The sequence below is a fragment of the Massilia sp. BKSP1R2A-1 genome, from assembly GCF_050586525.1.
Lineage (GTDB): Bacteria > Pseudomonadota > Gammaproteobacteria > Burkholderiales > Burkholderiaceae_D > Telluria.
In genome coordinates, this window is record NZ_JBOBRE010000005.1 from 214597 (window position 1) to 241176 (window position 26580).

30 protein-coding genes are annotated in these 26580 nt (G+C 66.8%); 11 read left to right on the plus strand and 19 right to left on the minus strand.

Annotation, left to right across the window (positions count from 1 at the left end; all coding sequences use genetic code 11):
- Positions 1 to 63: 63 nt before the first annotated feature.
- On the minus strand, positions 64 to 492 hold the full coding sequence (locus ACQ7JA_RS10120) for a DoxX family protein (RefSeq protein ID WP_430897175.1): 429 nt from the start codon (positions 490 to 492) through the stop codon (positions 64 to 66).
- A gap of 314 nt (positions 493 to 806) precedes the next feature.
- On the opposite strand from ACQ7JA_RS10120, the gene ACQ7JA_RS10125 reads away from it, so the two are divergent.
- Positions 807 to 1979, plus strand: coding sequence for a hypothetical protein (locus tag ACQ7JA_RS10125; protein ID WP_430897177.1), 1173 nt, complete (start codon positions 807 to 809; stop codon positions 1977 to 1979).
- Position 1980: 1 nt separating this feature from the next.
- Here ACQ7JA_RS10125 and ACQ7JA_RS10130 read toward each other — a convergent pair whose 3' ends face one another.
- A complete protein-coding gene (locus ACQ7JA_RS10130) occupies positions 1981 to 3231 on the minus strand; it encodes a lipopolysaccharide biosynthesis protein (protein WP_430897179.1) in 1251 nt (416 codons plus the stop codon).
- A gap of 488 nt (positions 3232 to 3719) precedes the next feature.
- On the opposite strand from ACQ7JA_RS10130, the gene ACQ7JA_RS10135 reads away from it, so the two are divergent.
- A complete protein-coding gene (locus ACQ7JA_RS10135) occupies positions 3720 to 5279 on the plus strand; it encodes a DUF4394 domain-containing protein (protein WP_430897181.1) in 1560 nt (519 codons plus the stop codon).
- Between the two features lie 45 nt (positions 5280 to 5324).
- Here the strand turns inward: ACQ7JA_RS10135 and ACQ7JA_RS10140 are convergent, their stop codons facing one another.
- From ACQ7JA_RS10140 to ACQ7JA_RS10150, 3 genes are all read right to left on the minus strand, one after another.
- The gene (locus tag ACQ7JA_RS10140; RefSeq protein ID WP_430897183.1) at positions 5325 to 6014 is read right to left on the minus strand and encodes an anti-sigma factor; all 690 of its coding nucleotides are present in this window, start codon (positions 6012 to 6014) and stop codon (positions 5325 to 5327) included.
- Between the two features lie 11 nt (positions 6015 to 6025).
- On the minus strand, positions 6026 to 6583 hold the full coding sequence (locus ACQ7JA_RS10145) for a sigma-70 family RNA polymerase sigma factor (protein WP_430897185.1): 558 nt from the start codon (positions 6581 to 6583) through the stop codon (positions 6026 to 6028).
- A gap of 101 nt (positions 6584 to 6684) precedes the next feature.
- Positions 6685 to 7164, minus strand: coding sequence for a YybH family protein (locus ACQ7JA_RS10150; RefSeq protein WP_430897187.1), 480 nt, complete (start codon positions 7162 to 7164; stop codon positions 6685 to 6687).
- A gap of 189 nt (positions 7165 to 7353) precedes the next feature.
- Between ACQ7JA_RS10150 and ACQ7JA_RS10155 the strand changes: the two genes are divergently transcribed.
- From ACQ7JA_RS10155 to ACQ7JA_RS10170, 4 genes are all read left to right on the plus strand, one after another.
- Positions 7354 to 9207 (plus strand): AI-2E family transporter, encoded by a 1854-nt coding sequence (locus ACQ7JA_RS10155; RefSeq protein ID WP_430897189.1) that lies wholly within the window; start codon positions 7354 to 7356, stop codon positions 9205 to 9207.
- 160 nt (positions 9208 to 9367) lie between these two features.
- Positions 9368 to 10327 (plus strand): chemotaxis protein, encoded by a 960-nt coding sequence (locus ACQ7JA_RS10160; protein ID WP_430897191.1) that lies wholly within the window; start codon positions 9368 to 9370, stop codon positions 10325 to 10327.
- A gap of 225 nt (positions 10328 to 10552) precedes the next feature.
- Positions 10553 to 10750 carry a hypothetical protein gene (locus tag ACQ7JA_RS10165; protein WP_258829600.1) on the plus strand — a complete coding sequence of 66 codons (198 nt, stop codon included), beginning with the start codon at positions 10553 to 10555 and terminating at the stop codon, positions 10748 to 10750.
- A gap of 74 nt (positions 10751 to 10824) precedes the next feature.
- Complete coding sequence (locus ACQ7JA_RS10170) at positions 10825 to 11373, plus strand: putative glycolipid-binding domain-containing protein (protein WP_430897193.1); 549 nt, start codon at positions 10825 to 10827, stop codon at positions 11371 to 11373.
- On the opposite strand, the gene ACQ7JA_RS10175 is transcribed toward ACQ7JA_RS10170, so the two are convergent.
- Positions 11370 to 11780: a MarR family winged helix-turn-helix transcriptional regulator gene (locus ACQ7JA_RS10175; protein ID WP_430897195.1), complete on the minus strand. Its 411-nt coding sequence runs from the start codon at positions 11778 to 11780 to the stop codon at positions 11370 to 11372. The two genes, ACQ7JA_RS10170 and ACQ7JA_RS10175, sit on opposite strands and share 4 nt — an antisense overlap.
- A gap of 90 nt (positions 11781 to 11870) precedes the next feature.
- On the opposite strand from ACQ7JA_RS10175, the gene ACQ7JA_RS10180 reads away from it, so the two are divergent.
- Both ACQ7JA_RS10180 and ACQ7JA_RS10185 read left to right on the plus strand, forming a co-directional pair.
- Entirely contained in the window at positions 11871 to 12599 is a 729-nt protein-coding gene (locus tag ACQ7JA_RS10180) for a siderophore-interacting protein (RefSeq protein ID WP_430897197.1), read from the plus strand.
- 79 nt (positions 12600 to 12678) lie between these two features.
- Positions 12679 to 14652: a peptidase U32 family protein gene (locus tag ACQ7JA_RS10185; protein WP_430897199.1), complete on the plus strand. Its 1974-nt coding sequence runs from the start codon at positions 12679 to 12681 to the stop codon at positions 14650 to 14652.
- 56 nt (positions 14653 to 14708) lie between these two features.
- Here the strand turns inward: ACQ7JA_RS10185 and ACQ7JA_RS10190 are convergent, their stop codons facing one another.
- A complete protein-coding gene (locus ACQ7JA_RS10190) occupies positions 14709 to 15698 on the minus strand; it encodes a Bug family tripartite tricarboxylate transporter substrate binding protein (protein WP_430897201.1) in 990 nt (329 codons plus the stop codon).
- Positions 15699 to 15950: 252 nt separating this feature from the next.
- Between ACQ7JA_RS10190 and ACQ7JA_RS10195 the strand changes: the two genes are divergently transcribed.
- A complete protein-coding gene (locus tag ACQ7JA_RS10195; protein ID WP_430897203.1) occupies positions 15951 to 17303 on the plus strand; it encodes a PEP-CTERM sorting domain-containing protein in 1353 nt (450 codons plus the stop codon).
- On the opposite strand, the gene ACQ7JA_RS10200 is transcribed toward ACQ7JA_RS10195, so the two are convergent.
- Positions 17287 to 17985 carry a glutathione S-transferase N-terminal domain-containing protein gene (locus tag ACQ7JA_RS10200; RefSeq protein WP_430897205.1) on the minus strand — a complete coding sequence of 233 codons (699 nt, stop codon included), beginning with the start codon at positions 17983 to 17985 and terminating at the stop codon, positions 17287 to 17289. The genes ACQ7JA_RS10195 and ACQ7JA_RS10200 overlap by 17 nt on opposite strands.
- Before the next feature lie 95 nt (positions 17986 to 18080).
- Positions 18081 to 18680, minus strand: a complete 600-nt coding sequence (gene wrbA / locus ACQ7JA_RS10205) for an NAD(P)H:quinone oxidoreductase (RefSeq protein WP_430897207.1) — start codon at positions 18678 to 18680, stop codon at positions 18081 to 18083.
- 152 nt (positions 18681 to 18832) lie between these two features.
- On the opposite strand from wrbA, the gene ACQ7JA_RS10210 reads away from it, so the two are divergent.
- Positions 18833 to 19642, plus strand: coding sequence for an APH(3')-I family aminoglycoside O-phosphotransferase (locus tag ACQ7JA_RS10210; RefSeq protein ID WP_430897209.1), 810 nt, complete (start codon positions 18833 to 18835; stop codon positions 19640 to 19642).
- On the opposite strand, the gene lpxO is transcribed toward ACQ7JA_RS10210, so the two are convergent.
- The 6 genes from lpxO to ACQ7JA_RS10240 all read right to left on the minus strand — a co-directional run bounded on the left by lpxO (position 19643) and on the right by ACQ7JA_RS10240 (position 23882).
- Complete coding sequence (gene lpxO, locus ACQ7JA_RS10215) at positions 19643 to 20542, minus strand: lipid A hydroxylase LpxO (protein ID WP_430897211.1); 900 nt, start codon at positions 20540 to 20542, stop codon at positions 19643 to 19645.
- A gap of 170 nt (positions 20543 to 20712) precedes the next feature.
- The gene (locus ACQ7JA_RS10220) at positions 20713 to 20940 is read right to left on the minus strand and encodes a DUF6139 family protein (RefSeq protein WP_430897213.1); all 228 of its coding nucleotides are present in this window, start codon (positions 20938 to 20940) and stop codon (positions 20713 to 20715) included.
- Between the two features lie 96 nt (positions 20941 to 21036).
- Positions 21037 to 21237 (minus strand): hypothetical protein, encoded by a 201-nt coding sequence (locus ACQ7JA_RS10225; RefSeq protein WP_231057997.1) that lies wholly within the window; start codon positions 21235 to 21237, stop codon positions 21037 to 21039.
- 154 nt (positions 21238 to 21391) lie between these two features.
- Positions 21392 to 22306: a methyltransferase domain-containing protein gene (locus ACQ7JA_RS10230; RefSeq protein ID WP_430897216.1), complete on the minus strand. Its 915-nt coding sequence runs from the start codon at positions 22304 to 22306 to the stop codon at positions 21392 to 21394.
- Positions 22307 to 22442: 136 nt separating this feature from the next.
- Complete coding sequence (locus ACQ7JA_RS10235) at positions 22443 to 23096, minus strand: ankyrin repeat domain-containing protein (RefSeq protein ID WP_430897218.1); 654 nt, start codon at positions 23094 to 23096, stop codon at positions 22443 to 22445.
- Between the two features lie 3 nt (positions 23097 to 23099).
- Positions 23100 to 23882: a TatD family hydrolase gene (locus ACQ7JA_RS10240; protein ID WP_430897220.1), complete on the minus strand. Its 783-nt coding sequence runs from the start codon at positions 23880 to 23882 to the stop codon at positions 23100 to 23102.
- A gap of 91 nt (positions 23883 to 23973) precedes the next feature.
- Between ACQ7JA_RS10240 and ACQ7JA_RS10245 the strand changes: the two genes are divergently transcribed.
- Positions 23974 to 24168 carry a hypothetical protein gene (locus ACQ7JA_RS10245; RefSeq protein ID WP_430897222.1) on the plus strand — a complete coding sequence of 65 codons (195 nt, stop codon included), beginning with the start codon at positions 23974 to 23976 and terminating at the stop codon, positions 24166 to 24168.
- 100 nt (positions 24169 to 24268) lie between these two features.
- Here the strand turns inward: ACQ7JA_RS10245 and ACQ7JA_RS10250 are convergent, their stop codons facing one another.
- From ACQ7JA_RS10250 to ACQ7JA_RS10265, 4 genes are all read right to left on the minus strand, one after another.
- The gene (locus ACQ7JA_RS10250) at positions 24269 to 24496 is read right to left on the minus strand and encodes an ArsR/SmtB family transcription factor (RefSeq protein WP_430897224.1); all 228 of its coding nucleotides are present in this window, start codon (positions 24494 to 24496) and stop codon (positions 24269 to 24271) included.
- A 109-nt stretch (positions 24497 to 24605) separates the two neighbouring features.
- Complete coding sequence (locus ACQ7JA_RS10255) at positions 24606 to 25124, minus strand: GNAT family N-acetyltransferase (RefSeq protein WP_430897227.1); 519 nt, start codon at positions 25122 to 25124, stop codon at positions 24606 to 24608.
- Between the two features lie 48 nt (positions 25125 to 25172).
- Positions 25173 to 25550: a PilZ domain-containing protein gene (locus tag ACQ7JA_RS10260; RefSeq protein WP_258829584.1), complete on the minus strand. Its 378-nt coding sequence runs from the start codon at positions 25548 to 25550 to the stop codon at positions 25173 to 25175.
- Between the two features lie 10 nt (positions 25551 to 25560).
- Positions 25561 to 26580 carry a DNA polymerase III subunit delta' gene (locus ACQ7JA_RS10265; protein WP_430897414.1) on the minus strand — a complete coding sequence of 340 codons (1020 nt, stop codon included), beginning with the start codon at positions 26578 to 26580 and terminating at the stop codon, positions 25561 to 25563.

The window sequence follows — 26580 nt, forward strand, 5'->3', positions numbered from 1 at the left end:
GCGCACGATCTGCGCCGCGCATCTGCCTGGATCCAGGCCAGCAGGCGGCCGAACAGCGCCAGGTCAGTTCCAGCGCCCCGCGGCGCCGCCGACACTGTACCTGCCGGCGCCCAGCAGGGCCACGGCGAGCGCGCCACCCAGGTACATGCCCTGGAGCTCGAGCGCCCATCCGCCCGTCTGGTTCAGCGAAAAGAATTCACCGGTATGCACCAGCAGCAGGGCCACGACCATATTGATCGCCACGACCAGCGCGGCCAGCCGGGTGTAGACGCCGAACAGGATCATCAGCGGAGCGATCACCTCGCCGACATAGACCAGGTAGCCGAATGCGCCCGGGAGGCCGGCCTTCTCCAGCATGCCGCTGATGAAGCCGACGCCTCCGATCAGCTTGGACACGCCGTGGAAGAGCAGCATGAGCGCGAGGATCACACGCAGAAGCAATTTCCCTTGGTCTTCACGCTGGTGCACGGACAAGGGTGTGGTGGTTTCCATCGTCGATCTCCTTCAAAGGTGCAGCCGCTCCAGCATACTCTCTTGTCCGGAATCCCGGCGCATTGCCGACTAGCCCGAGGAAACACGGGTGCGTTCTCGCGCTCACTCATCTACCTGGCCGCGACCGCCGCTCCTGTGCAGGCTCAAGCCAGCCAGGCCTTCGCTGGCTAGAATCGATCTGCATCACGCTGAAATCAGCGCGTTGCCTGTTGTAGAACAGTATCTGGCGATTGCGTGGAGAGAACGGCGCATCAGTTTTCGTGGAAGACATCCATTCCCCGGCGAGCCGCCGGCAATGCACCGCGAGGCCTACCATGAGCGAACGATTCCTCACCTTCCTGCTGCTGGCGCGCTGGAGCAGCGCAGTGCTGGCCCTGATGTACCACGCCAGGTTCCTCGCCTTCATCCACTACGACGCCGTCGAGGACAAGAACATCCTGCTGACCGCCTTCTATTTCCTGACCGGGCTCGGCCACGAATCCTACGCGGTATTCTTCATCCTCGACGGCATCCTCGCCGGTCTCATCCTGCACAGGCAGCGGGCCGCGCCGGCGGCCGACGGCGCCAGCCTGGGCCGGCACGCCCTTGCGCTCTACCGCCTGATGCTGCCGGGCCTGGTGCTGGGCGCTGTCTTCGACCACACGGGTGTGCGCCTGTTCTCCGGCACCGGCGTGTACACGGACTTCCCGGAATTCAGCACGCTCGCACTCGGCTACGCGCCCCTGCTCGGGAACGTCTTCATGCTCCAGCCTGTCGTCGTCCCCAACTTCGGCGGCAACAGCATGTTGTACCTGCTGTCCTACCTGTTCTGGTCCCTGGTGCTGCTGGTGCTGTTCCTGCGCGCCGCCGGCCTGCCCCCAGTCTGGCGCCGTCTCGCACGGGTCGCCCTGCTGGCTGCGGTCATGCTGGTGGCGCCCTACAGATTCCTGATCTGGGGCGCGATCTGGCTGGCCGGCGTCGGGCTGGTGAACCTTGCCGAAACGCGGACCTGGCGTCCGCCACTCCTGCCCGCGCTGCTGCTGTGCGGGGCGACGCTGCTGCTGTCCCGGGCGCTGGGGCCGGCCACGCGCGGCATGGAGCCGCTGCTGCGCGACTGGGTGATCCAGCTCGGCTTCCTGGGTGCGGGCCTCGGCTTCGCCGCCATCGCCTGGTCGCTCTACCCGAAGCGGCAGGCGTGGCAGCGCGACAGCCCGGCGTATCCGGCCGTGCGGGAAGCTGGCACCTGGGCGGCCCAGGCAGCCTCGTTCACCTTTTTCTTCCACTTCCCGGTGATCATGCTGCTCGCGGCGATGGGCGACGCGCGCCTGGGCCAGCCGCTGATGCAGCAGCCGACGCTGTCCGCCTGCCTGTGGTTCGCCGTCCTGGCCCTGGCACCGGTGCTGCTCGCGCTATGCCTCACTGCCGCGCAGGCGGCGCTGCTGCGTACGCTGGCCGGCCTCGCCCAGGCCATGGCGGCCAGAAGGGAGCGGCGCGGGACGCTACCATGAACTAGGCGGGCACAGGACCGTTGCGCGCGCACATGTGCGACATGTAGAGGTAGATCAGGTAGAGCATGGAACGCACGACCGCGTAGGCGAACAGCGAGCCGTGCAGCGACAGGGGCGCCACGAACACCGTCAGCGTCGCGAGGAAGAGCGCGACCTGCCAGAACAGCTCCATGCGCTGTTTGCCGGCCACGAAAAAAACATAGCTCAGCGGACTGGCCACGAAATTCAGGAAACACAGTGGCGCGAGAATGCGCGCCAGGTCGCCGGCCGCGCGCCAGTCGTCGCCGAAGAGCCAGGCGAACAGTGCGGGCGAGAACAGCAGCAGCACCAGCGTCGGCGGCAGGGCCAGCAGCACCAGGGCCTTGAAGGTGCTGCGATACACGGCCACGCAATTTCCCACGGATTCGAACTCGCTGACGGCCTGGCGTTTGAACACTTCCAGGATGGAGGTGGCGATCAGCGCGGTGGGCGCGGCCAGCACCCGCTGGGTCAGTGCGAACAGGCCCGCCGCCAGCGCCCCGTGGTGGATGCCGATCATGAACAGCGGCAGTTGCCCGACCATGGTGTTCAGCAGGCTCGAGGGCAGCGAATAGCGCCAGAAGGCCTGGTGCTTGCGGAGATAATCGCGCTGGGCGCGGTCGAGGAAGAAGCGCAGGCGCGGCCTGGGCGGCGACAGCAGCAGGCGTCCCGCCAGCAGCCTGGCGCATAGCCCGATCAATTGTCCAGCCAGCAGGGCAACGCCGTCGACGCCGGCATACAGCAGCGCAAGCTGGCTGACGGCGATGGTGCCGGCCTGAAGCAGCTTGATCCTGGCCGCCGTGCCGAACCGGCGGTGCGAGGCCGCATAGGCGAGCGTGGTCTGGATGTTTGCGCTGATCCAGGTTGCCAGGCCAACCGCCGCCATCGCCGGCCAGGACACCATCTTCAGCGACGGCAGCCCGAGCGCGCAGGCGCACAGCGAGCCCAGCGTGAGCGTGACCGCAAGCAGGGTCGCGACATAGGCGACGACGCCGAAACACAGGCGCTGCTGCTGCCGCCCGTGGTCGATCACCATGGCGTTCTCCACGCGCAGGGTGGCGACGATCGAGGTCACGGCGATCACGCCGAGCCAGACGCTGAAGCTGCCCATCTCGGCCGGGGTGCACAGGCGAGTCAGCAAGGGCGCGGCCAGCAGGGTCAGCGCCTGCGCGCCCGTCGCGCCGGTGATGACGGTAGCGACATTTCTCCAGAATTCAGGCCGCGGCATGCTCATAGGGGCGACGTCAGAGTGGCTCAGCTTGCCGATCGTACCGTGGGCCTCTCAAACACGTTTCATCCACGGCAAAGGGTCCATGTAAATCCGCGTAAAGACGAGCGTTGAGCGAAAGAAATAGTTGCCCGAAGTGAGAGACGCCTGTGCACACGTGGAACGCCATGTCACGGCGCTTTCGATGCTAGCGCGCAGAGATAAAGCATGCTTTGCGTCTTATCGATCAGGTAGCACAAATTCCCGCTCGCCATTTGCGCGGTCGCCTGGACAAAAAAGATCACGGGGCCTGCATCCAAACGCGGGCCTGTTGCGTAGTAAGGGTGTCAACACCTTCCGGCTGCGCGAGCTGGAAGCGACATTCTGGCAAGTGCCAGCGACACTCTCATCGAAAGGACAAGAACATGAAACGACACCTGAGTTCCCGCATCTTGCTTGCAGCTGCACTGGCGACGGCACTGGCTGCGTGCGGAAGCGACGACGATCACCCGACGATGCCAGCGGATCCCCCGCCGGCGCCCCTGCCGCCCGCGATGACACCCGGGGACCTGTTTGTCCTGACTGCGAGCAACCGGATCGTCAGCGTCAACCGTGATGTTCCCGGTACAGTCCGCACTTCCGTCGCCATTACCGGGATGCAGGCCGCGGAGAACCTGGTCGGCATCGACTTCCGTCCGGCGGATGGCATGTTGTACGGTGTCGGCACGACCGGCCGCATCTACACGATCGACACGAACACGGGCGCGGCCACCCTCAAGTCACGCCTCGCCGCGGACAGCGCCGACACCAGCGCTCCCTTCGCTGCGCTCGCCGGGACGGACTTTGCGGTTGACTTCAATCCTGTCGCCGACCGGCTGCGCATCGTGAGCAACACTGGCCAGAACCTGCGCATCAATGTCGATACGGGCGCCACCACGACCGACGGCGACATCAACGGCGGTGCTGCGAATGGGACCGTCACGTCGGCCGCCTATACCAACTCCTTCGCCGGCACCGCGAGCACGACGCTCTACGTCATCGATTCCGCGAGCGACATCCTCTACATCCAGAACCCGCCGAACAATGGCACGCTCGCCAGTCCCGTCGTCCTCGGCGCGGATGCCGGCGCCATGAACGGTTTCGACATCGATGCGCGCAGCAATATGGGATATGCAGCCATGCATGTGGGCGGGGTGCGCAACCTCTACTCGGTGAACCTGTCCGCCACCGCCATGCCCCTTACCGCCATCGGCCCCCTCGGCGTTACCGAGGACATCCGCGGCATCGCGCTGCGCAGTCCGGCCGCGCCATCCGTCCTCGCACTGACCGACACCGGCCGCCTGGTCTCCTTCAAGGCCGCCACGCCGGGCACCATCGACAGCAACCTTGCGGTGACCGGCCTGACAGGCGGCGAAACGCTGCTCGGGATCGACTTCCGGCCGAAGGACGGCCTGCTGTACGGGATCACCTCGGCCGGCCGGATCGTGACCATCGATACGGCCACCGGCGCCGCGACCGCGAAGGCCACGCTGACGGCCGACCCCGCAGACACCACCCTGCCCTACACGGCGATTGCCGGCACCGCCTTCGCCGTCGATTTCAATCCGGTCGCCGACCGCTTGCGCGTGATCGGCAACCAGGGGCAGAGCCTGCGCATCAATGTCGACAGCGGCGCCGCCACCACCGACGGGGCGATCAATCGCGGCGGCGCCGCCCCGGCCGTGACGGCGGCCGCGTATACCAACAGCTATGCGGGAACGACCAGCACGGCGCTCTACGACATCGATACCGCGAGCGCGAGCCTGGCGCTGCAGAATCCGCCGAACGACGGCACGCTGGCCAATATCGGTCCGCTTGGGCTGACCGTGGGCGGCGACCTCGGATTCGACATCGCGGGCGGCGCCAACGGCCTGGTGCTGGCGGCCTTGCGCGGCATGGCGGACGGGCCTTCGACCCTGTACCGCATCGACCTGGCGACCGGCGCCGCGACACTGGCCAATGGCGCGGCCAATCCGGCCCTGTCCGCCATCGGCGGCAATCTCGGCGTGCGCGACATCGCGATTTCGCTGAAGTAAGCAGCGGGCCGGCAGGAGCTGGCCGGCAAACGCCGGCCAGCTTCCTCACATCCTCACCGCCCGGCCGATGTACAGGATCGGACCGGTCGGCCGGCCCGTCGGCGAGCCGGTTCCCGGCTCGAGCGTGATTTCGAACAGCTGGTTGGGCTGCAGCGGCGGCAGGCCGCGCAGGGGCACGTCCACGGCCTTGCCGGGTTCGACCAGGCCCAGCGACACCGGCCCGGACCAGCCGTCGGCCTTGGTCCAGAGCTGCAGCGCACGCGCCGTGGGGACTGTGGTCGGGCGCAGCGGCAGCAGCCGCAGGTTTCCGGCGTCCTTCGCCTCGAGCACCCAACCCGGCGCCATATTGTCCGGCGCCGCCAGCACGACCATGTAGCGCGGCCCTGGCACACCCGGCGCAAGCGGTCCGATGGCGACGGCCAGCAGCGCCAGCGCGAAGCCGGCCGCCGCCAGCCCGCGCCACAGGCCCAGCCGGTTCCACCACGGAAGGCCGGCGGCGCCGGTTTGTCTGGCCGGCGCCAGCGAAGCCGCGATGCGCGGCCAGAGTTGCGCGGAAGGCTCGACCGGCTCGGCCAGCTGGACGAGTGGCAGCAGCCGCGCTTCCCATCCAGCAACCGCCTCGCGCAGCGCCGGATCGCCCGCCATCCTGGCTTGCAGGGCGCGGCGCTCGTCCAGCGGCAAGGTCCCGAGTACATACTCCGCCGCCAGGTCCTCCGGATCGTCCATTGCGTTCATCCCCTGTCCGCTCATCCCATGCACTCCCGGAGTGCGTTCATGCCGCGCTTGATCCAGGCCTTCACGGTCCCGAGCGGCGAGTGCAGGCGCTCGGCGATCTCGCTGTGCGAGCAGCCATCGACATAGGCATACAGGATGCTGGCGCGTTTCGAGGCGTCCAGCCCGACCAGGCAATCGCGCAGGCGTCCGAGGTCCTCGCCGAGAACGAAGGCTTCCTCCGGACCGGCGCCCGGCTCCTGGGCCAGCCCATCCAGCACATCGTCCCCGACGGCGACTTCGCGCTCGCCGCTGCGCACCAGGCTCAGCGCCTGGTTCCGCACGATGCTGTAGACCCAGCCGCGGCCGGCGCCGCGCGCCGGATCGAAACTGTGCGCGCGCGTCCAGATGTTCAGGAAGGCGTCGTGCAGCACGTCTTCGGCGATCTGGCGGTGGCGGACGATGCGCAGGGCGACGCCCAGCAGGCGCCGGCTATCCTGGTCGTAGATGCGGCGCAGCGCGCCATGGTCGCCCCGCGCACAGGCGGCAAGCGCGGCGTCGTAGTCGAACGCCGGAGGCGCGGCCGTGGTCATGTGATCGGATCGATGAGCATCCGCGTATGGTAGAGCAAACCGGGGTCCGCCCGCCGCCCCGGCCAAAAAATAATTGCTGGCCTGTTCCGGTTCAGGCCGGCTTACCCGGCGGCCGGCTTCGGCGCCGGCCGCGGAGCGCCCGGAGGCGGGCCCATGCGCTGGTTGGCATTCTCGATATCGGCCGCGATCAGCCAGCGCCCGTCGATGCGGCGCAGCACCAGCACGAACTTGCCGAAGTCGCCAGTCTGGCCGGCCGGACCGTAGGCGCCGACTATATAGGCCAGCTCGCCTGACGCCCGGTAGTCGATGGCGCGCAGGGCGGTCGGCATGCCGCCGCCATGGGAATACGCCTTGCGGATGCTGTCGGCGCCGCGCGCCGCCGGCTGGCCGCTGGGCAGGGCGAAGCCATCCGGCGCGAACAGCGCCGCGAGAGCGCCGGCATCGTTGGCGGCCCAGGCGCGCTCGTAGTCGCGCAGCAGGCGTTCGACTTCCGGCGGCACCGCCACCGAGGGCAGGGTCTGGGCAAGGGCGGGAAAGGCCAGCAGGCCGGCCAGGAGCGGCGCCAGCAGGAGTCTGCGCATACGGAAAGGTCCTCGTCGTGTTGGAAACAGGCCGATTCTAGTGGGCATTGAGGTCCGCGACTACCAAAAGTCGATATGCATGGCGCATTTCGCGGTCGCGCCGCCCCCCGACCTCCCGCCGCACTTGGCGAATGCCGCGTTTTGCTTTATACATAGTCGTTTTGTCCTGACGCCGGCCTACCTTACCGCATGAATGTCCCGCTTCCTTCCCTGCGCCTTTCCGCCAACAGCGTGGTCAGCGCCACCTGCGTCATCGGCCTGCTGTATTTCGGCCGCGACGTGCTGGAACCCCTGGCCCTGGCGCTCATCCTGAGCCTGGTGCTGGCGCCGCTGGTGCGCAGCATGACGCGGGTGGGCCTGGCGCGCATGCCGGCGGTGCTGCTTTCGGTCGCCCTGGTCGCCACCTGCGTGGTCGGCATCGGCGCGGTGCTGGCCAGCCAGCTGGTCACGATCACGCGCGACCTGCCCCAGTACCGGGCCGCGATCAAGGCCAAGGTGGTCAAGGTGCGCGACATGGTCGAGCGCCCCCTGACCCGGATCGAAGCGGAGCTGACGGCGGTGGCGCCGCCGGGCACGGTGGAACCAAGCCGCACCCGCCGCGGCGCGCTGGCGGCCGCGAACCAGCCGGTGCCGGTCGAGGTCCGGGTGCCGCGCACCATGAAGGACACGCTGGGGCGCGCCATCGCCCTGGTCTGGGGGCCGGTGGGCGAAGCCGGCGTGGTGCTGATCCTGCTGGTCTTCATCCTGCTGGAGCAGGGTTCCCTGCGCGACCGCCTGGTGCGGCTCGCGGGCCAGGCCGAGGTCAGCCGCACCATCCGCACCCTCGGCGACGCCGCCCAGGGCGTGTCGCGCTTCTTCTTTTCGCAGTTCATCGTGAACGCCACCTTCGGCATCGTGATCGGTCTGTCGCTGTGGCTGGCCGGGGTTCCCCACGCCGTGCTGTGGGGCGTGCTGAGCGGGGTGCTGCGCTTCGTGCCCTATCTGGGCGTGCTGCTGGCCGGCGCCATCATCGCCGTGTTCGTCGCCGCGATCGACCCGGGCTGGACCCTGGCCCTGACCTGCATGGCGATCTTCCTCGCTTTCGAACTGCTGCTGGCGAACTTCATCGAACCGAAGGTCTATGGCCACAGCTCCGGCCTGTCGCCGCTGGCGGTGATCGTCTCGGCCCTGTTCTGGGGCGTGCTCTGGGGTCCGGTGGGACTGCTCCTCTCGACCCCGCTGACCCTGTGCCTGGTGGTCGCCGGGCGCCACGTGCGCGCCCTGGCCCCGATCACCATCCTGCTGGGCGACGCGCCGAACATGACCGACGCCGAACGCTTCCACCAGCGCGTGCTGGCGGGCGAGGCCGAGGAACTCGGCAAAGATGCGCAGGCCTATGTGCGGCGCTACAGCTTCGCGCGCTATTGCGACCACGTGCTGCTGCCGGGCCTGCGCATGGCGGTCTCGGACCTGGGCGCCGGCCTGATCGACAAGGCCCAGCAGGAACGCATGCGCGCGGTGATCGCCAACATCGCCGAGACCGTGTCCTCGGCCTCGGACCGGCGCGCGCGCATGCGCCGCAAGCCGGTGCCGCTGCTGGACGCCAATATCGGCGCCCACCTGCGCCAGATGCGCGAGGCGCGCTTCGGCCGCTGGCAGGGCTCGCTCGACGTGCCGGCCGGCTCCATCGTGCTGTGCGCCGGCCTGCCGTCCGAGCGCGACGAATTCCTCACCGAGCTTCTGGTGCGGGCCCTGCGCGAAGGCGACGTGGACGCGCGCAGCATCATCGCAGGCGGGCCGCAGGAGCGGCCGGAAGGCACCGGCCCGGACCTGGTGTCGACCATCTTCATCACCTACCCGCGCCAGGACAACCTCGAGGAGTGGCGCACGGCGGTGGCAGGCCTGCGCGCCGACCTGCCGGAGGCCCTGCTGGTGACGGTGCTGCTGCCCTACGACGAGCAGCTGCCCAAGCGGGCTTTGGTCGAGCCGCATGTCGACATGATCCTGCGCTCCTTCGAAGAAGGCCTTGCCTTCGTCGCGCCGGACCGTCCGGCGGCCGCCTGAGCCCATCGAAATGGTCGAAATGGCAAGAAACTGTGAGAATTCGTTGTTTTTGCGTTTTGCCGCTGCCGAAAATTTGCCGAACTTGAGGCGGTCTTTACGTTTTCCTGAATTTCGCACGTAAAATGCTTTCCTATCGGCACTATCACTACCATGGTGGAATATGAAATCGGTTCAACAAGAAGTCGACGAGCGTAGCAACCTCACTGGCACCAACAAATTCGAGCTCCTGCTGTTCCGCCTCGGCGGCGATGAAAACGGCGAGCGCAACGAACTGTTCGGCATCAACGTGTTCAAGATCCGCGAGATCGTCGCGATGCCCGAGATTACCGCCGTGGCCGGCTCCATGCCCCACGTGCTGGGCGTGGTCAACCTGCGCGGCCAGATCATCCAGGTGCTCGACCTGCCGGCGATCGCCGGCGTCAAGCCGAAAACCGGGCTGAACATCATGCTGGTGACGGAATTCGCCCGCACCACCCAGGCCTTTGCGGTCGAGAGCGTCGAAGAGATCGTGCGCCTGGACTGGAGCCAGGTGATGTCGGCCGAGCGCACTGCCGCCAGCGGCATGGTCACCAGCATTGCCCGCCTGCCGGAAGTCGACGGCGAGCCGGGCCGCCTGGCCCAGGTGCTCGACGTCGAGACCATCCTGCGCGACATGAACCCGGATTCCGGTCCCGAGATCAACCAGCAGACCGTCGGCGCCAAGATCCACATCAAGCCGGGGTCGGTCATCCTGGCGGCGGACGACTCCGTGGTCGCACGCGCCCTGATCGAAGACGGCCTGAATGCGATGGGCCTGCCCTTCGTCATGACCAAGAGCGGCAAGGAATGCTGGGACCAGCTCAACAGCATCGCGCATGCGGCCGAAGCCGAAGGCAAGACCGTGCACGACAAGGTCGCCCTGGTGCTGACCGACCTCGAGATGCCGGAGATGGACGGTTTCACCCTGACCCGCAACATCAAGAAGACCGGCCGCTTCAGCGGCATCCCGGTGGTGATCCACTCCTCGCTCTCGGGCACCACCAACGAGGAACACGTCAAGAACGTCCAGGCCGACGCCTACGTCGCCAAGTTCTCGGCCGAAGACCTCGCCGGCACGCTGCGCCGCCTGCTGCGCCAGTAATCCTCCCCTGCGCGGACGCCGTCAGGCGTCCGCCTGTCAACGCCTTCGCGGCATCTCCCGTTCTGTTGTAACAATCGCTAACACAATCAACGGTGCGCGTGCCTTCGATCATGTAATATTGACAACAAGTCGGTATGCGTCATCGGGGTGCCGGCCAGGCGGAGGGGTTCCCTCTGCCGCCTGTATAATGGCCGGAGCCGCCGTGGCGCCGGCAGAGAGCGAGCCATGCCGCAACGACGACGAGACGACGAGACCGCAGTAACTGCCGAGTACGCTTTCTTTCTGGCGGAAACCCGGGGCCTGCGCTTTGCGCTCGACTACCTCGACAACTGCCACATCCCGCGCGACATCCTGCTGCGCGCGGTCGAAGCGCCCGAGCGCCGCCGGCGCATCGAGCGGCGCCGCTATCCCCGCAACGACTGATCTGCCGGCCTGACTGAAGCGCGCGGCGCGGCCGCGCCTGATCATGCTACCCTGTGCCGCCAGGAGGACAAGGCATGGAGCGCATCTACCGTTTCGCCCCGGTCGACGGCGGCGGACTCGAACACCTGAGCCTGCAATGGCGCGACGATGTGATCGTGGCCGAATCCGTCATCGTCGGCGACCGTGACGGCCGCTACGGATGCAGCTACCGGATCTGCTGCGACAGCAACTGGCATGTACGCTCGGTCGAGGCGGTCGTGACCGGTGGCGGCTCCTGCGTGCTCACCAGCGACGGCCAGGGCGAGTGGCGCGACGGCGACGGCCGCTTTCTTCCCGCGCTTGCCGGCTGCATCGACGTCGACATCTCGGCCACGCCCTTCACCAATACTTTGCCGATCCGCCGCCTGGGCGCGCGCCTGGCCGAACGCACCGGCATCACGGTTGCCTACATCAAGGTTCCCGAGCTCCGCCCGCGGCCGATGGACCAGGCCTATACCCGGCTGCCTGACGGCCGCTACCTCTACGAAAGCGTGGGAGGCGGCTTCCAGGCGGCCCTGTCGGTCGACGCCGATGGCGTGGCGCTCGACTATCCCGGACTGTTCCGGCGCATCCCCTCGGCCTAAGCCTGGTCCTGTTCGGCGCGCAGCCGGGCTTCGACCTTGGCCAGCAGTCCCGCCAGCTGGCCGCGCTCTTCGCGGTCCAGGTCCGCCAGCGCGCGGGCGGCGAGTTGCTGGCCATGGCGGTGCATGTCGGCGCAGACGGTCTCGCCCTGGGGGCTCAGGAACAGGCGCGTGCTGCGCCGGTCCAGTTCGTCCTGCCGGGCTTCGAGCAAGCCCTTGTCGCGCAGGCCCTGCACCAGCCGGGTCACCTGCGCCTTGTCGCGGCCGGAATGCTGGACCAGGTCGCGCTGGGTGGCGCCGGGGCGGCGCGCAACATAGCCGAGCACCTTGCTCTCCATGTGGCTGATCTCGCCCACCCCACCGAACTGGCGCGAGCGGTACAGGTGCATGATCGTGTGGATGGCTTCCATCACCTCGCCTTCACCGGACGGCAAAAAACGGTTGACCTTATCAACTTCTTTTTCCATAATGGATGACATTATCAACTAAATCGAGCCGCCATGGAACAGCAGAACCGCCGTAGCGTACAACGCGTGCGCCATGAACTCCACATCCGCGACGTCGCCGTCGCCCGCATCGCCCCGCTGGGCGACAGTTTTCTCAGCATTACTTTCCAAGGCGAGGCCCTGGCCCAATTCACATCGCTCTCTTTCGACGACCACGTCAAGTTCATGTTCGACGTGGATGGCGGGCAGGTCCGGCGCGACTTCACGCCGCTGCACTACGATGCCGGCCGGCGCGAACTCACCCTCGAATTCGCCCTGCACGAGGATGGCGCTTCGTCAAACTGGGCGCGCGCCGCCAGCGTCGGGCAGCGTGCCATTATAGGAGGTCCGCGCGGCTCCATGGTCATTCCACAGGACCATGACTGGCACCTGCTGGCAGGCGACCGCAGCGCGCTGCCGGCGATCCGGCGCCGCCTGGCCGAGCTGCCGGCCGCCAGCAAGGTCGTGGCCGTGATCCACGCCGGCGGCGCCGACCGCCTGGCGCTGGACACGCAAGCCGATCTCGAGTTGCGCTGGGTCGACAGCGATGCCGCGCTGCTCGCGGCCCTGCGCGCTGTCGCGCTCCCCGCCGACGACGGGTTTGCCTGGTTCGCAGGCGAGGCCGCCACCGCCAAGGCGGTCCGCGCCCTCTTGCTGGAAGAAAAAGGCTTGCCGAAGGAAGCGATGCGGGTATCGGCCTACTGGAAGCAGGGTGTGGCCGATCACCACGAAAACCTCGAATAAGCGTCATTCAGGCGTCGCCGGGCATGACGCAAGCCCTCCATGTGGCTATAATTTCGGCCTTCGCATCCAGGAATCCGCCATGTCATTGTTGAATCACGAGCTCGAACTGCTGTCGCCCGCCAAGACCGCCGAGATCGGCCGCGAGGCCATCCTCCACGGCGCCGACGCGGTCTACATCGGCGGCCCCGCCTTCGGCGCGCGCCACAACGCCAGCAATCCGCTGGAAGACATCGCCTCCCTGGTGCAGTTCGCGCACGGCTACCGCGCGCGCATCTTCGTCACCATGAACACGATCATGCACGACAGCGAGCTCGAGCTGGCGCGCAAGCAGATCTGGCAGCTGTACGAGGCGGGCGTGGACGCCCTCATCATCCAGGACATGGGCCTGCTGGAAATGGATCTGCCGCCGATCCAGCTGCACGCCTCGACCCAGTGCGACATCCGGGGCGTGGAAAAGGCGAAATTCCTGGGCGACGTCGGCTTTTCCCAGCTGGTGCTGGCGCGCGAGCTCACGGTCGAGCAGATCCGCAAGATCAAGGCCGAAGTGGACACCCCGCTCGAGTATTTCGTCCACGGCGCCCTGTGCGTGGCCTTCTCGGGCCAGTGCTATATCTCGCACGCCGACACCGGACGCAGCGCCAACCGCGGCGACTGCTCCCAGGCCTGCCGCCTGCCCTACACCCTGAGCGACGGCCAGGGCCGCGTGGTCGCCTACGAAAAGCACCTGCTGTCGATGAAGGACAACGACCAGAGCCGCAACCTGGAAGCCCTGGTCGACGCTGGCATCCGCTCCTTCAAGATCGAGGGCCGCTACAAGGACATGGGCTATGTGAAGAACATCACCGCCCACTACCGCCTGCTGCTCGACGAATTGCTCGAGCGCCGTCCGGAATTCGTGCGCGCCTCGAGCGGCGCGACCCGCGTCCTGTTCACCCCGGACGTGGACAAGAACTTCCACCGCGGCCACACCGACTATTTCGCGCAGGGACGCCAGGACGACATCGGCGCCTTCGATTCGCCCAAGTACGTGGGCGTCGAGCTGGGCACGGTCAGCCGCATCGGCCCGGACTTCATCGACCTCGTGACGAACGCCCCGATGGCCAATGGCGACGGCCTGAACTACATGCACAAGCGCGAGACCGTCGGGGTGCAGGCCAACACGGCGCACAAGCTGGGCGAGGATGCCGAGGGCCAGCGCTGGCGCATCTTCCCCAACGAAGTGGTCAAGAGCCTCGAGGGCCTGAAGGTCGGCACCGTATTCCACCGCAACCGCGATCACCACTGGGAAGCGGTCCTGAACAAGAAGTCGTCCGAACGCAAGGTGCGCGTCGACCTGTGCCTGGAAGAGCAGCCCGGCGGCCTGCGCCTGGTGGTGCGCGACGAGGACGGCATCGAGTCCGCGACCGGCGCCGAACTCGCCCTGCAGCCGGCCCAGCAGGCCGCCCAGGCGGAAAGCGCGCTGCGCACCAGCGTCGCCAAGCTCGGCAGCACCATGTTCGAAGCCGGCAGCGTCGAGCTGAAGCTGTCCCAGCCCTGGTTCGTCCCGGCCGCCGGCATCAACGCCCTGCGCCGCGACGCCATCGCCGCCCACGAAGCGGCGCGCCTGGCCGCCTGGCAGCGCCCGGAGCGCAAGGCGCCCGTGGCGCCGCCTGCAATCTATCCGGAGCAGCAGCTGAGCTACCTGGCCAACGTCTACAACGAGAAGGCGCGCGCCTTCTATCACAAGCACGGCGTGCAGCTGATCGACGCGGCCTACGAGTCGCACGAGGAGCCGGGCGAAGTGTCGCTGATGATCACCAAGCACTGCCTGCGCTTCTCCTTCAACCTGTGCCCGAAGCAGGCCAAGGGTGTGCAGGGCGTGCAAGGCCAGGTGCGTGCGGAACCGATGACCCTGGTCAGCGGCGACGAGCGCTACACCCTGCGCTTCGACTGCAAGCCCTGCGAGATGCACGTGGTCGGCGCGATGAAGCCGGGCATCCTGAAGTCGCCGCCGCCCTCGGCCGTGCCCTACAGCCCGCTGACCTTCCACCGCCAGCGTCCGCGCGCGCAATAAAGAAAAAACGCCGCCCGGTCTCCCGAGGCGGCGTTTTTCATTGGAGGTCGCGGCGTTCAGTCGACCGTCGCACCGCTCTGCTTCACGACCTTCGACCAGCGCGCATGCTCGGCCTGCACGAACTTGCCGAAGTTCTCCGGCGTGTCGCCCACGTAGTCCGAACCGGTATCGGCCAGCACCTTCTGGAACTCCGGACCCTTCATGACCTTCTGCGCCTCGGCATTGATCTTGTCGACGACGGCTTTCGGGGTCTTGGCCGGTGCGAAGAAGCCATACCAGGCGTAGGACTCGATCTGCGGCAGGCCCGCTTCGGCGAAGGTCGGCACGTCCGGCAGCAGCGGCGAGCGCTTGGCGCTGGAGATTGCGATCGGCTTCACCTTGCCGCTCTTGATGTGCGGCATGATCGCGATGGTGCTGTCGAACATCACCGGAATGTGGCCGCCCAGCAGGTCGGAAATGGCCGGCGCCGAACCCTTGTACGGGACGTGGGTCATCTCGAGCTTGGTGACGCTGGCGAACAGTTCGCTGGTCAGGTGCTGGGGCGTGCCGTTGCCCGAGGAGCCATAGGAGAACTGGCCCTTCTTCGACTGGATGTAGGCCATCAGTTCCTTCAGGTTCTTGGCCGGCACGGAAGGATGGGCGACCAGCACCAGGGGCACGCGCAGCAGGTTGGTCACCGGCTGGAGGTCCTTGAGCGGGTCGAAATTCATGTTCTTGTACAGGCTCGGATTGATCACGATCGGCGCGCTGGACGTGATCAGGAGCGTGTTGCCGTCCGGCTTGGCGCGGGTCACGGCCGCCGTGCCGATGTTGCCGCCGCCACCGGCGCGGTTATCGATCACGAAGGGCTGGCCCAGCGCCTGGGTCAGGCCCTTGGCGAGCGGACGCGCCGCGATGTCCGACGGGCCGCCCGGCGGCCAGGGCACGACCACGGTGACCGTGGAGCTGGGCCAGTTCTGCGCGAGCGCGCTGAACGACAAGACCGAAGCCGCAATGGCGAAACCCAACTGTTTGCCGGCGTTACCGGAGCCGAAGAATAAACGCATAGTCCCCATCCTTCTATTGATGCTGTTGATGAATTGGCATGAGCGGACAGTGTAGCGCATTCCCGGCTGGGTAACACGTCGTGCATGCGTATCGGAGACGCCGTCCTGTCCTCGAATTTATGCATCCGACATCGCGCCGGGCGGTCGGCGTGGCACTCCGCACAACAGATTCATCAATTTTCCGCAAGAAATGTAGATTTATTAATGGAAATACACTATTCTGTAGGAACTATCCTACTTTGAATTTTTTTCATGGACCGCAGCTATCCTTACACCCGACGCCTGGCGCGGCGCACGCAGCTCCACAAGCGCATGGCGGCCCTCGCGGCGGTCGGTGCGGCGGGCTGTGCGGTCCTGTACGCACTGATGGCTCCGGCGCCCAGCCCCGCGCCGCTGGCTGCGCAGCCGGCACCTTCCACGCTCGCTGCGGCCGCATTGCCCGGCGCGGCGCCGCTGGAAGCGCTCAAACCGGGCCAGCGCCGCGTCTACCCCTATTCCATCGTTCCGGGCGGCGTAACCGGTGCACGGGAACTGGGCCGCGTGATCCGCGAAGACAAGGTGGTCGCCGCCCACTACGCCGAGTTCGACATGGCCAGGGCCCATGAGACGACGGTCACGACGCCGCGCGCCGTGCACGTGTCCTACCGCAAGGGCGACAAGGTCTACTGGACCGCGAAGAAAGTGATGCTGGCAGAGGGTGAGACCCTGGTATCCGACGGCAAGATCGAGGCGCGGGCCCGCTGCGCCAACCAGATTTCCGATACGCCGCGCCTCCCGGTCGAGGCCCACGGTCCGTCGGCGGAAGAGCTCGACTCCTCGGTCGTGGAAAACAATCCTGCCGCGGCAGGCGGCCTCGAGAACGTGTCCATGGGCATGCTCGAGGGCGAAGGCGTAGCCGGCGGCTTCCTGAATGCAGCGGGGACCGGCAGTGCCGGCGGCATCCTGGCCGGCGGCAGCGCATCCGAACGCGAATCCCTGTTCGCCGCTGCGGCGAACGTCCCGGGCGCGTCCAGCGGCGCCTTCCTGTCCTCGCGCTCGAGCAGCTCGCGCGGCGCACCCGGCAAGGGTGCGGAAGAATCCTCGGGCGAAAGCGGCGCTGGTGACAGCGGCGGCAGCGGCGGCATCGGCGGCGGCATACCAACCGAATCGAATCCGTCGACCGGCACGCCCGGAAGCAAGGGCCCCGACACGCCATCCGCCCCGTCGCCCCAGCCCGCGACACCGCAACCTTCCACGCCCGGCGCCACGCCCGGCGACGGCGGCAGCCCCACGACGCCGGGCACGCCCGGGACCCCGTCCCAGCCGGAGGTCCCTTCCCCCGTCACGCCGGGTGGCGGCCAGTCCGGCGGCGGCGAAAGCGGCACCCCATCCCAGCCACCGACCGACATCGGCGGCAATCCGGCGCCTGGCGGCCCGGGCGGCTCCCCTGCCCCCGAGCCCTCCCTCGAACCGCCGAAGGAGCCGGTGCAGCCGGGCCCGCAGCCGTCCAAGCCGGTCGAAGTTCCCGAGCCGGGCTCGCTGTGGCTGCTGGCCCCGGGCCTGGCGCTGCTGCTGGTCCAGCGGCGCCGCAAGCGCCACAGTCAGGCGCTCAAGACGGAATCCTGAGCCCGGCCGCAACGGCCGGACGCTCGCGGAAACGTTCCAGGGCCGCCTGCAGGCGCGGGAAGTCCTTGAAGCCCACCAGCTCGCCGGCGTCGTAGAAACCGATCAGGTTGTTCACCCAGGGGAAGGTCGCGATGTCGGCGATCGTATAGTCCTCGCCCGCGAGCCAGGCATGCCTGCCCAGCTGGCCCTCCAGCACGCCCAGCAGGCGCTTCGATTCGTTGACGTAGCGATCGCGCGGGCGCTTGTCCTCGTATTCGCGGCCGGCGAACTTGTGGAAGAAGCCGAGCTGGCCGAACATCGGCCCGATGCCGCCCATCTGGAACATCAGCCACTGGATCACCTCGTAACGCCTGGCCGGATCGCTGGGCAGGAAGCGGCCGGTCTTCTCGGCCAGGTAGATCAGGATGGCGCCCGATTCGAACAGGGCCAGGGGCTTGCCGCCGGGACCATCTGGGTCGATGATGGCCGGGATCTTGTTGTTCGGATTCAGGGACAGGAAGGCCGGCGACAGCTGGTCATTGGTCTCGAAACTGACCTTGTGCGCCTCGTAGGGCAGCCCCGTTTCCTCCAGCATGATCGAGGCCTTCACCCCATTGGGCGTGGGCAGCGAGTACAGCTGGAGGCGGTCGGGATGGTGCGCCGGCCATTTGGCGGCGATGGGAAAGGCGGAAGGGTCGAGCATGGCAGTCCTCACCAGGTTGCAGGACTGCCAACGATAGCAAAGTTCGTCGCGTCCTGCCGGACGCGCCTTCAAACACCTTGCGCCGGCGTCCCGTCCTAGCCGAACAGCTTGGCGGCCGTGCGGGCGATCAGCTCGCCCTGGTGGCGCGCGCCGCCCAGCTCGATCTCGCTCGGCTGGCGCTGGCCCTGCCCGCCCGCAATGGTCGACGCGCCATAGGGGCTGCCGCCGACGATCTCGTCGAGCGACATCTGGGGCGCATAGCTGTACGGCAGGCCGACCACCACCATGCCGAAGTGCAGCAGGTTGGTGATGATCGAGAACTGCGTCGTTTCCTGGCCGCCGTGCTGAGTCGCCGTGGACGTGAAGGCGCCGCCGACCTTGCCGTTCAGGGCGCCGCGCGCCCACAGGCCGCCGGTCTGGTCGAGGAAGGCCGCCATCTGGGAGGGCATGCGGCCGTAGCGGGTCGGTGCGCCGATGACGATGGCATCGTAGTCCGGCAGCTCGTTCACGGTGGCGATCGGCGCATCCTGCTGCAACTTGAAGTGGGCATTCTTCGCCACTTCCTCGGGCACCGTCTCGGGAACCCGCTTCACGTCGACCGTGGCGCCGGCCGCACGCGCGCCTTCCGCCACGGCATTCGCCATCTGCTCGATATGTCCGTAGGTCGAGTAATACAGTACCAGTACCTTTGCCATCGACTGCCTCCGCTAGATTGGTGGGTGGAAGGCCATTGTAGCGACAATGGCCGGATACGCTTCCGGGCCGGGCTGCGAACCGTGCGTGACGCGCCGGAGGCAACACCGTACACTTTGCCTTTCCATTCTGGCATGAAAGGAAGCGAATAACTGTGCAAGATCGTGAAACATCGTGCCTGCCGGCGCCCCTGCCGGAAGGCATGGCGGCGCTCGTGGCGGGATATGCGTGGGCCCGCGACACCGTCGGCGAATCCGGCGGCGCCGTCTACAGGCTGCACGGCAAGCCGGGCAGCCCGGAGCTCCACCTGAAACACGGCGGTGCGGCCGTCGCCGACGACATCGGCCAGGAAATGGTCAAGCTGCGCTGGCTCGCCGGGCGCCTGGCCGTGCCTACAGTCGAGCACTTCGTGCGCACCCGTGACGAGGCATGGCTCCTGATGCGCGCGATCCCGGGGCGGACCGCCTGGCAGCTGATGGAGCTCGAGCCCGCATCGCGCCCCGCGGTGGTGGATGCCCTCGCGGCCTTCCTGCGCCGCCTCCACGCGATTCCCGTCGAGAGCTGTCCCTTCGCGAGCGACCATGCCCGGCGGCTGCAGGCAGCGCGGGCGCGCATCGATGCGGGCCTGGTGGACGCGGACGACTTCGACGAGGATAGGGAAGGCTGGACCGCCGAACAGGTCTGGGAGGCGATGCAGGGCCTGCTGCCCCTCGGGGCCGATCCGGTGGTGACGCACGGGGACTATTCGCTCGATAACCTCCTGATCCAGGACGGCCAGGTAGTGGGCTGCATCGATGTGGGACGGGTCGGCATCGCCGACCGCTACCAGGATCTCGCCATCATGTGGAACTGCCTGGGCGAATTCGGCGCGGACTGCCAGCGGCGCTTTCTCGCCGGCTACGACGTCAACGAGGTGGACCAGCACAAACTGGCCTTCCACCTCATGCTGGACGAGCTGTTCTGATCAGATCCACCAGATGAAGGCGGCCAGCGCCACCACCAGCAGGATGCGGGTGATGTTGTAGGCCGTCCTGTTCCAGGCCTTGAAGCGGCGGCGGTACTGGCCCATGGTGTAGGAGATCCGGAACAGCTTGCTCACCAGGCCGACCTGGTCGCCCGTTTCGTTGGGCGAGGCGGCGGCCGTCATCAGGGTGCGGCCCAGCCAGCGGTTGACGGCCCCCATCCAGCGGTAGCGCATCGGGCGCTCGACGTCGCAGAACAGGATGATGCGGTCGCTCTCGCTGCCGTTGATGGCCCAGTGAATATAGGTTTCGTCGAAGATCACGCCCTGGCCGTCACGCCAGCTGTGGCGCTCGCCGTCGACCTCGATGAAGCAGCGGTCGTCGTTCGGTGTGGCCAGGCCCAGGTGGTAGCGCATCGAGCCGGCGAAGGGATCGCGGTGCGGGTTCAGCTTGCCGCCTGGCGGCAGCTCGGCGAACATCGCCGCCTTCACCGAGGGAATGGACTGCAGCAGCGCATGGGTCTGCGGGCAGAGTCGCTCGGCCGAGGGGTGGCTGGCGTCATACCATTTCAGGTAGAAGCGCTTCCAGCCGTTCTTGAAAAAGGAATTGAAACCGGCGTCGTCGTTCTGCTCGGCCGCCTTGATCTTCTTGAGGGCCAGCAGGTTCTCGGCCTCGGCGCGGATGATGGGCCAGTTCTCCTGCAGGCGGCTCAGTTCCGGGAACGCGCTCACCGGAATGTAGGGCGTGCTCGGCACACGCGAGAACTTGTGCATGAAGATGTTGATGGGCGCCATGAACGACGAATGGTCGAACAGCTGGCGCCGGAACGGCAGGCGCACGCGCCCGCGGAAGTGGATGTGCAGGATCGAGAGAATATAAAAACCGACCACGACCCACTTCATTGCATCCTCCATCCCGGCCGACCTGGCCTGCTTGACAAGGACGCAGGATACCATAACGGCCGCTCGGCCGTTGGAGGGTGGGTCGCAATTCTACGGACCCAGGGTGCGCCGGCAAGTGAGTCGCTCACCGGGCCGGCGCGGTGTGCGGCGCAGCAGGCCGCAAGGGAAACTCAGTGCTGGCTGGAGGTGATCGCGTAACCCTTTTCGCCGATCTGGCCGGACACGTTCTCCAGGTCGAACTCGCTCACCTGGTCGGCGTCGTCGTCGACCTCGTAGGCACGGGTGTCGATTTCCCAATCGGTGTTGGTGGCTTCTTCAGGGATGTTGCGTGATTCCGGGACTGCCAGATAGGACAGCTTGCCGTCGGTCTCTGCTCTACGGTAAATATCCAAGCGCATAGTCGTTTCCTCAAAGTCAAAGCCTGCTTTCACGATAAAAGCGGGCAGCTCCACAGTAGAAGATCGAAGCGCTGTCGTCTGTTATCTGGCCCACACTCAGCGGCCGGGTGAATTGCCGAGTATCCGCGCCGGCAGCATCACGATGGCGCGCAGCAACTCGAACACTGCCTCCACCCCGATGCCGAGCAGCCGGAATGGCAGCAGGATCAGCCAGACAAGCGGATACAGCAGCAGGGCCAGCAGGGCGATGGGCCAGCACAGGAACAGCAGCAGCAACCATAGCAGGAAACCTAACATTGTTCTCGCTCCTTTGAGTTTGACGGCGCAGGAGAAGAGTAGGCTGGCGTGGCGGTATTGACAATCCGTCTGCGACAGACGGGGCAAAACGCGGGGTGGATGGAAGAAAAGGCGGGTAAGCGGCGGGCGCCGCCGCCGCCCACCTGGCGCAGCATCAGGCGTAGGCCGGGACCTGCGCGAGGACCTTCTGGTTGATCACCTGGGCCTGGATCGAGGCCTGCAGCGACGGGATCGAGCCGCCGGCGCGGTACTGGAAGGCCACGTGCAGCATGTCGCCCGCCTCCACCTGCATCGGGTTGGCCAGCGGCAGGGTCATGTAATGGTTGAGCCAGTCGATCGTGGTCGACTGCTCCTGCACGATGGCGAGCACGTTCTTGGTGATGAAGCGCATGGCGTTGAGCAGGCCGCCCTTCTCGATCATGATCGCGCCTTCCCAGGCGAATACATTGTCGACCGGCTGGCTGAAGTCGATCACGCTGTAGACGGCCGGCTGGCCCAGCTCGACGGTGCCGGGCCAGATCACGCCGGTTTCCTGGAACTGGACGATGGGCGCGTGGAAGCCCTCGAAATCGTATTCCTGCGAAATCGGCTGGGCCGCCATGATCAAGGCTTCCGGCAGGAAGACCGGCAGCGGGCCGCCGAACTTGGCCAGGTAGCGGCGCTTGAACGATTCGATGACCTCGACCTGCTTCTCGCGCAGCATGGCCACGTGGATCATCTCGCAGATCACGACGTCGACCGGCTCGGGCGGCAGGTAGTCGAAGGCGTCGGCGTGGATGACCTCGACCTTGTGGCCGTTCGGGTTCATCGCCAGGAACTTGCGCGCCTCGCGCACCATGTCCGGGTTGTATTCGACGCAGTAGACCTTGGCCGCCTGCTGGGCTGCGAAGAAGGACAGCACGCCGGTGCCGCCGCCCAGTTCCAGCACCTTGGCGCCGGGCTTCACGGCATAGTGGATGGCGGACTTGAAGCTGTGCATCCGGTTCTGGTCCATCAGCATATTGTGATGGTAGTGGACTGGAATGAACTGCCCCAGGTAGCAGCTTTCGATTTCGCGTTCGTTCAGCATGGTCTTCCTTCTCGCACGATGTGCACGCCTTGCGCACATTTCAGGTCGTGGGAGCATTATGGCCAAGGAAGCATGCCGCCCATGCGCGGAGCTGGAGGGTGTTTACCGTCCAGTTCCGTGAAGGAATGTTAAAACGCTAGGGTTTGAAGCCGGATATCGCCCTGGCAAGGTCGTCGCGGCCGGCACGCGCGGCGATCTGGACGGCGGTGAGGCCCTCGCCGTTCTTCAGGCGCGGATTGGCGCCCTGCGCCAGCAGCAGGCGTGCGACCCCTTCCTGTCCCTCGCGCGCCGCCATCATCAGGGGCGTGTAGGCGCCGCTGGCGCGCGGCGAGACCGCATCGAGCTTCGCCTTGCGGGCGATGAGCAGGCCCGCGATCTCTTCGTCGCCGCTGGCGGCCGCATAGTGCAGCGGGGTCCAGCCGGCCCGGTTCACGGCGGCGCCGCGCTCGATCAGCGCCTGGGCCGCCGCCTTGTTGCGCTTGAACGCCGCCATCATCAGGGCGGTGTTGCCGTTCATGGCCTTCGCCTCGAGGTCGGTGCCCGGGTGGGCCAGCAGGGCGCGGAACACGCCCATCGCGTCTTCGCGCACCGCCAGCACCAGGGCCGGCTCGCCGCCGAGCGGATTGATCTCGTTGGCGTTCACCACCTTGCCCACCATCTCCGTCACGGTCTTCGTGTCGTTCAGCTGGACCGCGCGGAAGAAGGCGGTGAGTTCCTCGGGCGTGGCGGCAGCCGCCAGCCCCCCATGCAGGGTGGCGGCCAGGACGATGGCGGGCAAGAATAAACGCATGATTCAGGCTTTCGCGGTATTGAACAGGGTGAAGAAGTTCTCGCTGGTCTGCCGGGCCACCTCGGGCAGGGAGACGCCCTTGAGGTTGGCGATGAACTCGCCCACATGGGCCACATAGCCGGGCTCGTTCATCTTGCCGCGGAAAGGCACCGGGGCCAGGTAGGGCGAATCGGTCTCGATCAGCATGCGCTCGAGCGGCACGGCCCTGGCCACTTCCTGCAGCTCCTTTGCGCTCTTGAAGGTCACGATGCCGGAGAAGGAAATGTAAAAGCCCTGCTCCATGGCGGCCCGGGCGACTTCCAGCGACTCGGTGAAGCAGTGCATGACACCCGCCACGCCGCCGGCGTCCGTGCCGGCGCCCTCTTCCTTCATCAGGCGGATGGTATCGAGGCTGGCCGCGCGGGTGTGGATGATCAGGGGCTTGCGGGTCTCTCGCGAGGCGCGGATATGGGTGCGGAAGCGCTCGCGCTGCCACTCCAGGTCGCCTTCCAGGCGATAGTAATCCAGGCCGGTCTCGCCGATGGCGACGATCTTCGGATGGTTCGCCAGCGCGACCAGCTGCTGCACGGTCGGCTCCGGCGTGTCTTCGTAGTCCGGGTGGACGCCGACCGAAGCGTAGATATGCGGATATTGCTCGGCCAGGGCGAGCACTTGCGGGAAGTCCGGCAGGTCGACCGACACGCACAGGGCGTGGGTCACCCTGTTCTCGGCCATCTTGGCGAGGATCTCGGGCATCCGGGCTGCCAGCTCCGGAAAATTGATATGGCAGTGGGAATCGATGAACATTCCGTCATTTTAATGCAGCCGCCGACAGGCCGTCGCCCCGGGGGCCCGCCGGCTTGCCCTACGATATTGCCATTCCAACAGGGACTGGCCGATGAGCATCAAATCGATGACGAAGGAGGCGCTGTATACCCTCCTGCTGGCCTTCCATGGCGCCTCGCTCGCGCTGCGCGGCGTCGGAGGCGAACACAGCGCCGGCTTCGCCATGGCGCAGCGCCTCGAACAGCCATGGCAGGACGTTCCGGCAATCGTGGCCAGGCACATCAGGAAAGCACGGCCACCCCAGTAGTGTCAGGTCTGACATTCGGACACGAGCTCAACAGTCCTTGCCAAGAATGGATGAGTTCGTGTCCGTTTGTCAGACCTGACACCCGGTTTAGACAGCCGCTTCAAGGTTCCAGCAATCCGCGCAGGCGCTCGAGCGACGCGTCCCAATGGGTGGAGACGGCGCCGAGGTAGGCGCGCGCCTGCTGCAGGCGGCGTGCGTCGAGGGCATACAACACTTCGCGGCCCTGGTGGCTGTGCGTGACCAGTCCCGCGGTCTCGAGTACCTGCAGCTGCTTGACGATGGCCTGGCGGCTGATCGCCTCCCCGTCCGCCAGCGCCGTCGCCGACATGGCGCCGGCTGCCGGCAGGCGCCCGATCAGCTGCAGGTGTCCGCTGTCGCCCAGGGCCGCGAACAGCTGGGAGCGTGCGCTGGTGGGCCATGATCCTGGCTTCGTCGAATCAGGCGACGCGTTTGCCCAGAATGATGAGGTCGCGCTCGATGCCGTCGAGATTGGCCACGCGCGGGAAATGCGCCCATTTCTCGAAGCCGTACTTGCCGAACAGTGCCAGGCTCGGCGCATTGTGGCCGAAAATGAAGCCCAGCAGGGTGTGCACGTCCACCTCCGGCGCATGCGCGATGGCGAGCTCCAGGCAGTAGCGGCCGATGCCCTTGCCGCGCGCGCTTTCCGCGATGTAGATCGACACCTCGGCCGTGCCGGAATAGGCCGGGCGGCCGTAGAAATTCGAATAGGACAGCCAGCCGATCACCTCGGGATCGTCGCGCCTGTCGTCGGCGTCATGGATCACCCACAGCGGACGACGCTCCGGCGTATGGTCCGCGAACCACCCTTCGCGCGACTGGACCGTGATGGGGTCGGTGTCGGCGGTGACTTCGCGCGAGGCGATCGTGGAATTGTAGATGTCGACGATGGCGGGCAGGTCGTCGCGGGTGGCGAGGCGGTGAACGTAGGACGGCATAGATTAAGCGCAGCTAATGCGAAACCGAAATGGGTAAATTAAATTGAATCAGAGCGTGTGGGTAGCGCGCGCCGAGCGCAGGGCCGCGCCGAGGATCTCTTCGATGCGCGCCTTGGCGCGCTGGCCCGCTTCGTCGGCCGGGAAGTGCACGCCGATGCCCTGGGCCTTGCTGTTGTTGGCCCCGGCCGGCGTGATCCACGCGACCTTGCCGGCGATCGGGTATTTGTTGGGGTCGTCCATCAGCGACAGGATCAGGTAGATCTCGTCGCCAATCTTGTAGGGCTTGGTGGTCGGCACGAACATGCCGCCATTCTTCAGGAAAGGCATGTAGGCGGCGTACAGGGCCGCCTTTTCCTTGATCGCGAGCGACAGGACGGACGGCCGCGGCTGCTGCGGGGCGGTCGGGTCGTTCGTCGTGGCGTTCATCTGATTCCTTTCATGCGCAGCACGAAGTGTACTCAAGCAACATATCTTCTACAAATAATTTCGCAGAAAGGGGGTGGTCCGCCACCGCCCGGCGCTCCCCGAGCCCCTTGATGGCGCGATTCAGCCTGGCGGTCGGCACCCGGCCGGCCAGCTGTGAAACTTCCTTCTGGTAGCGCGGATAATAACGGATTCGGCCGGACAGCTTCATCGAGAGTACATCGTATAGCCAGCGCTGCTGCCACGCCACCAGGGCCGGCAAGGCGGCCTTGGACAGCTTGTCGGCGGTGCGCAGGGCGCCATCGACGCTGGGCGCCGCCAGGAAATGCAGCAGGGTGTCCATCTCCTCGCGGCTGCCGGATTCGGACTCCTGCAAGGCCGCCAGCGGGGCGCCGCCCTGCTCGCGCAGCCAGCTGTCGGCATCCTGCACGCCCTGCGCCTTGAGCCAGGCCAGCGCTTCCTCGTGGGCCGGCATCGGCAGCGCGAACTTGCGGCAGCGCGACAGGATGGTCGGCAGCAGGCGGTCCAGGCTGTTCGAGGCCAGCAAAAACACGGTGCCCGGGGGCGGCTCTTCGAGTGTCTTCAGCAGCGCATTCGAGGCCGGCATGTTCAGCGCCTCGGCCGGATACAGCACCACCACGCGCAGCCCCTGCCGGTGCGTGGAGATGTTCATGAAGTCGGCGAGCGAGCGGATCTGCTCGATCTTGATCTCTTTCGACGGCGCCTTGCTCGACTTGGCCTTGCCGGCGGGCTCGGCGCCCTCTTCCGCCTCGCCGGAGGGCTCGTCTTCCAGGGCTTCGGGCCGCACGCGCCGGTAGTCGGGGTGGTTATTCTGCAGGAACCAGCCGCAGGACGCGCATGCGCCGCAGGCGTGGCCATCCGGGCGCACGTTCTCGCACAGCAGGGTCTGGGCGAAGGTTTCCATGAAGTCGGCCTTGCCGACGCCGAGCGGGCCGTGGAACAGGATGGCATGGGGCAGGCGCTCGCGCATCTGCTGCAGGCGGGACCAGGCGGTCTCCTGCCAGGGGTACAT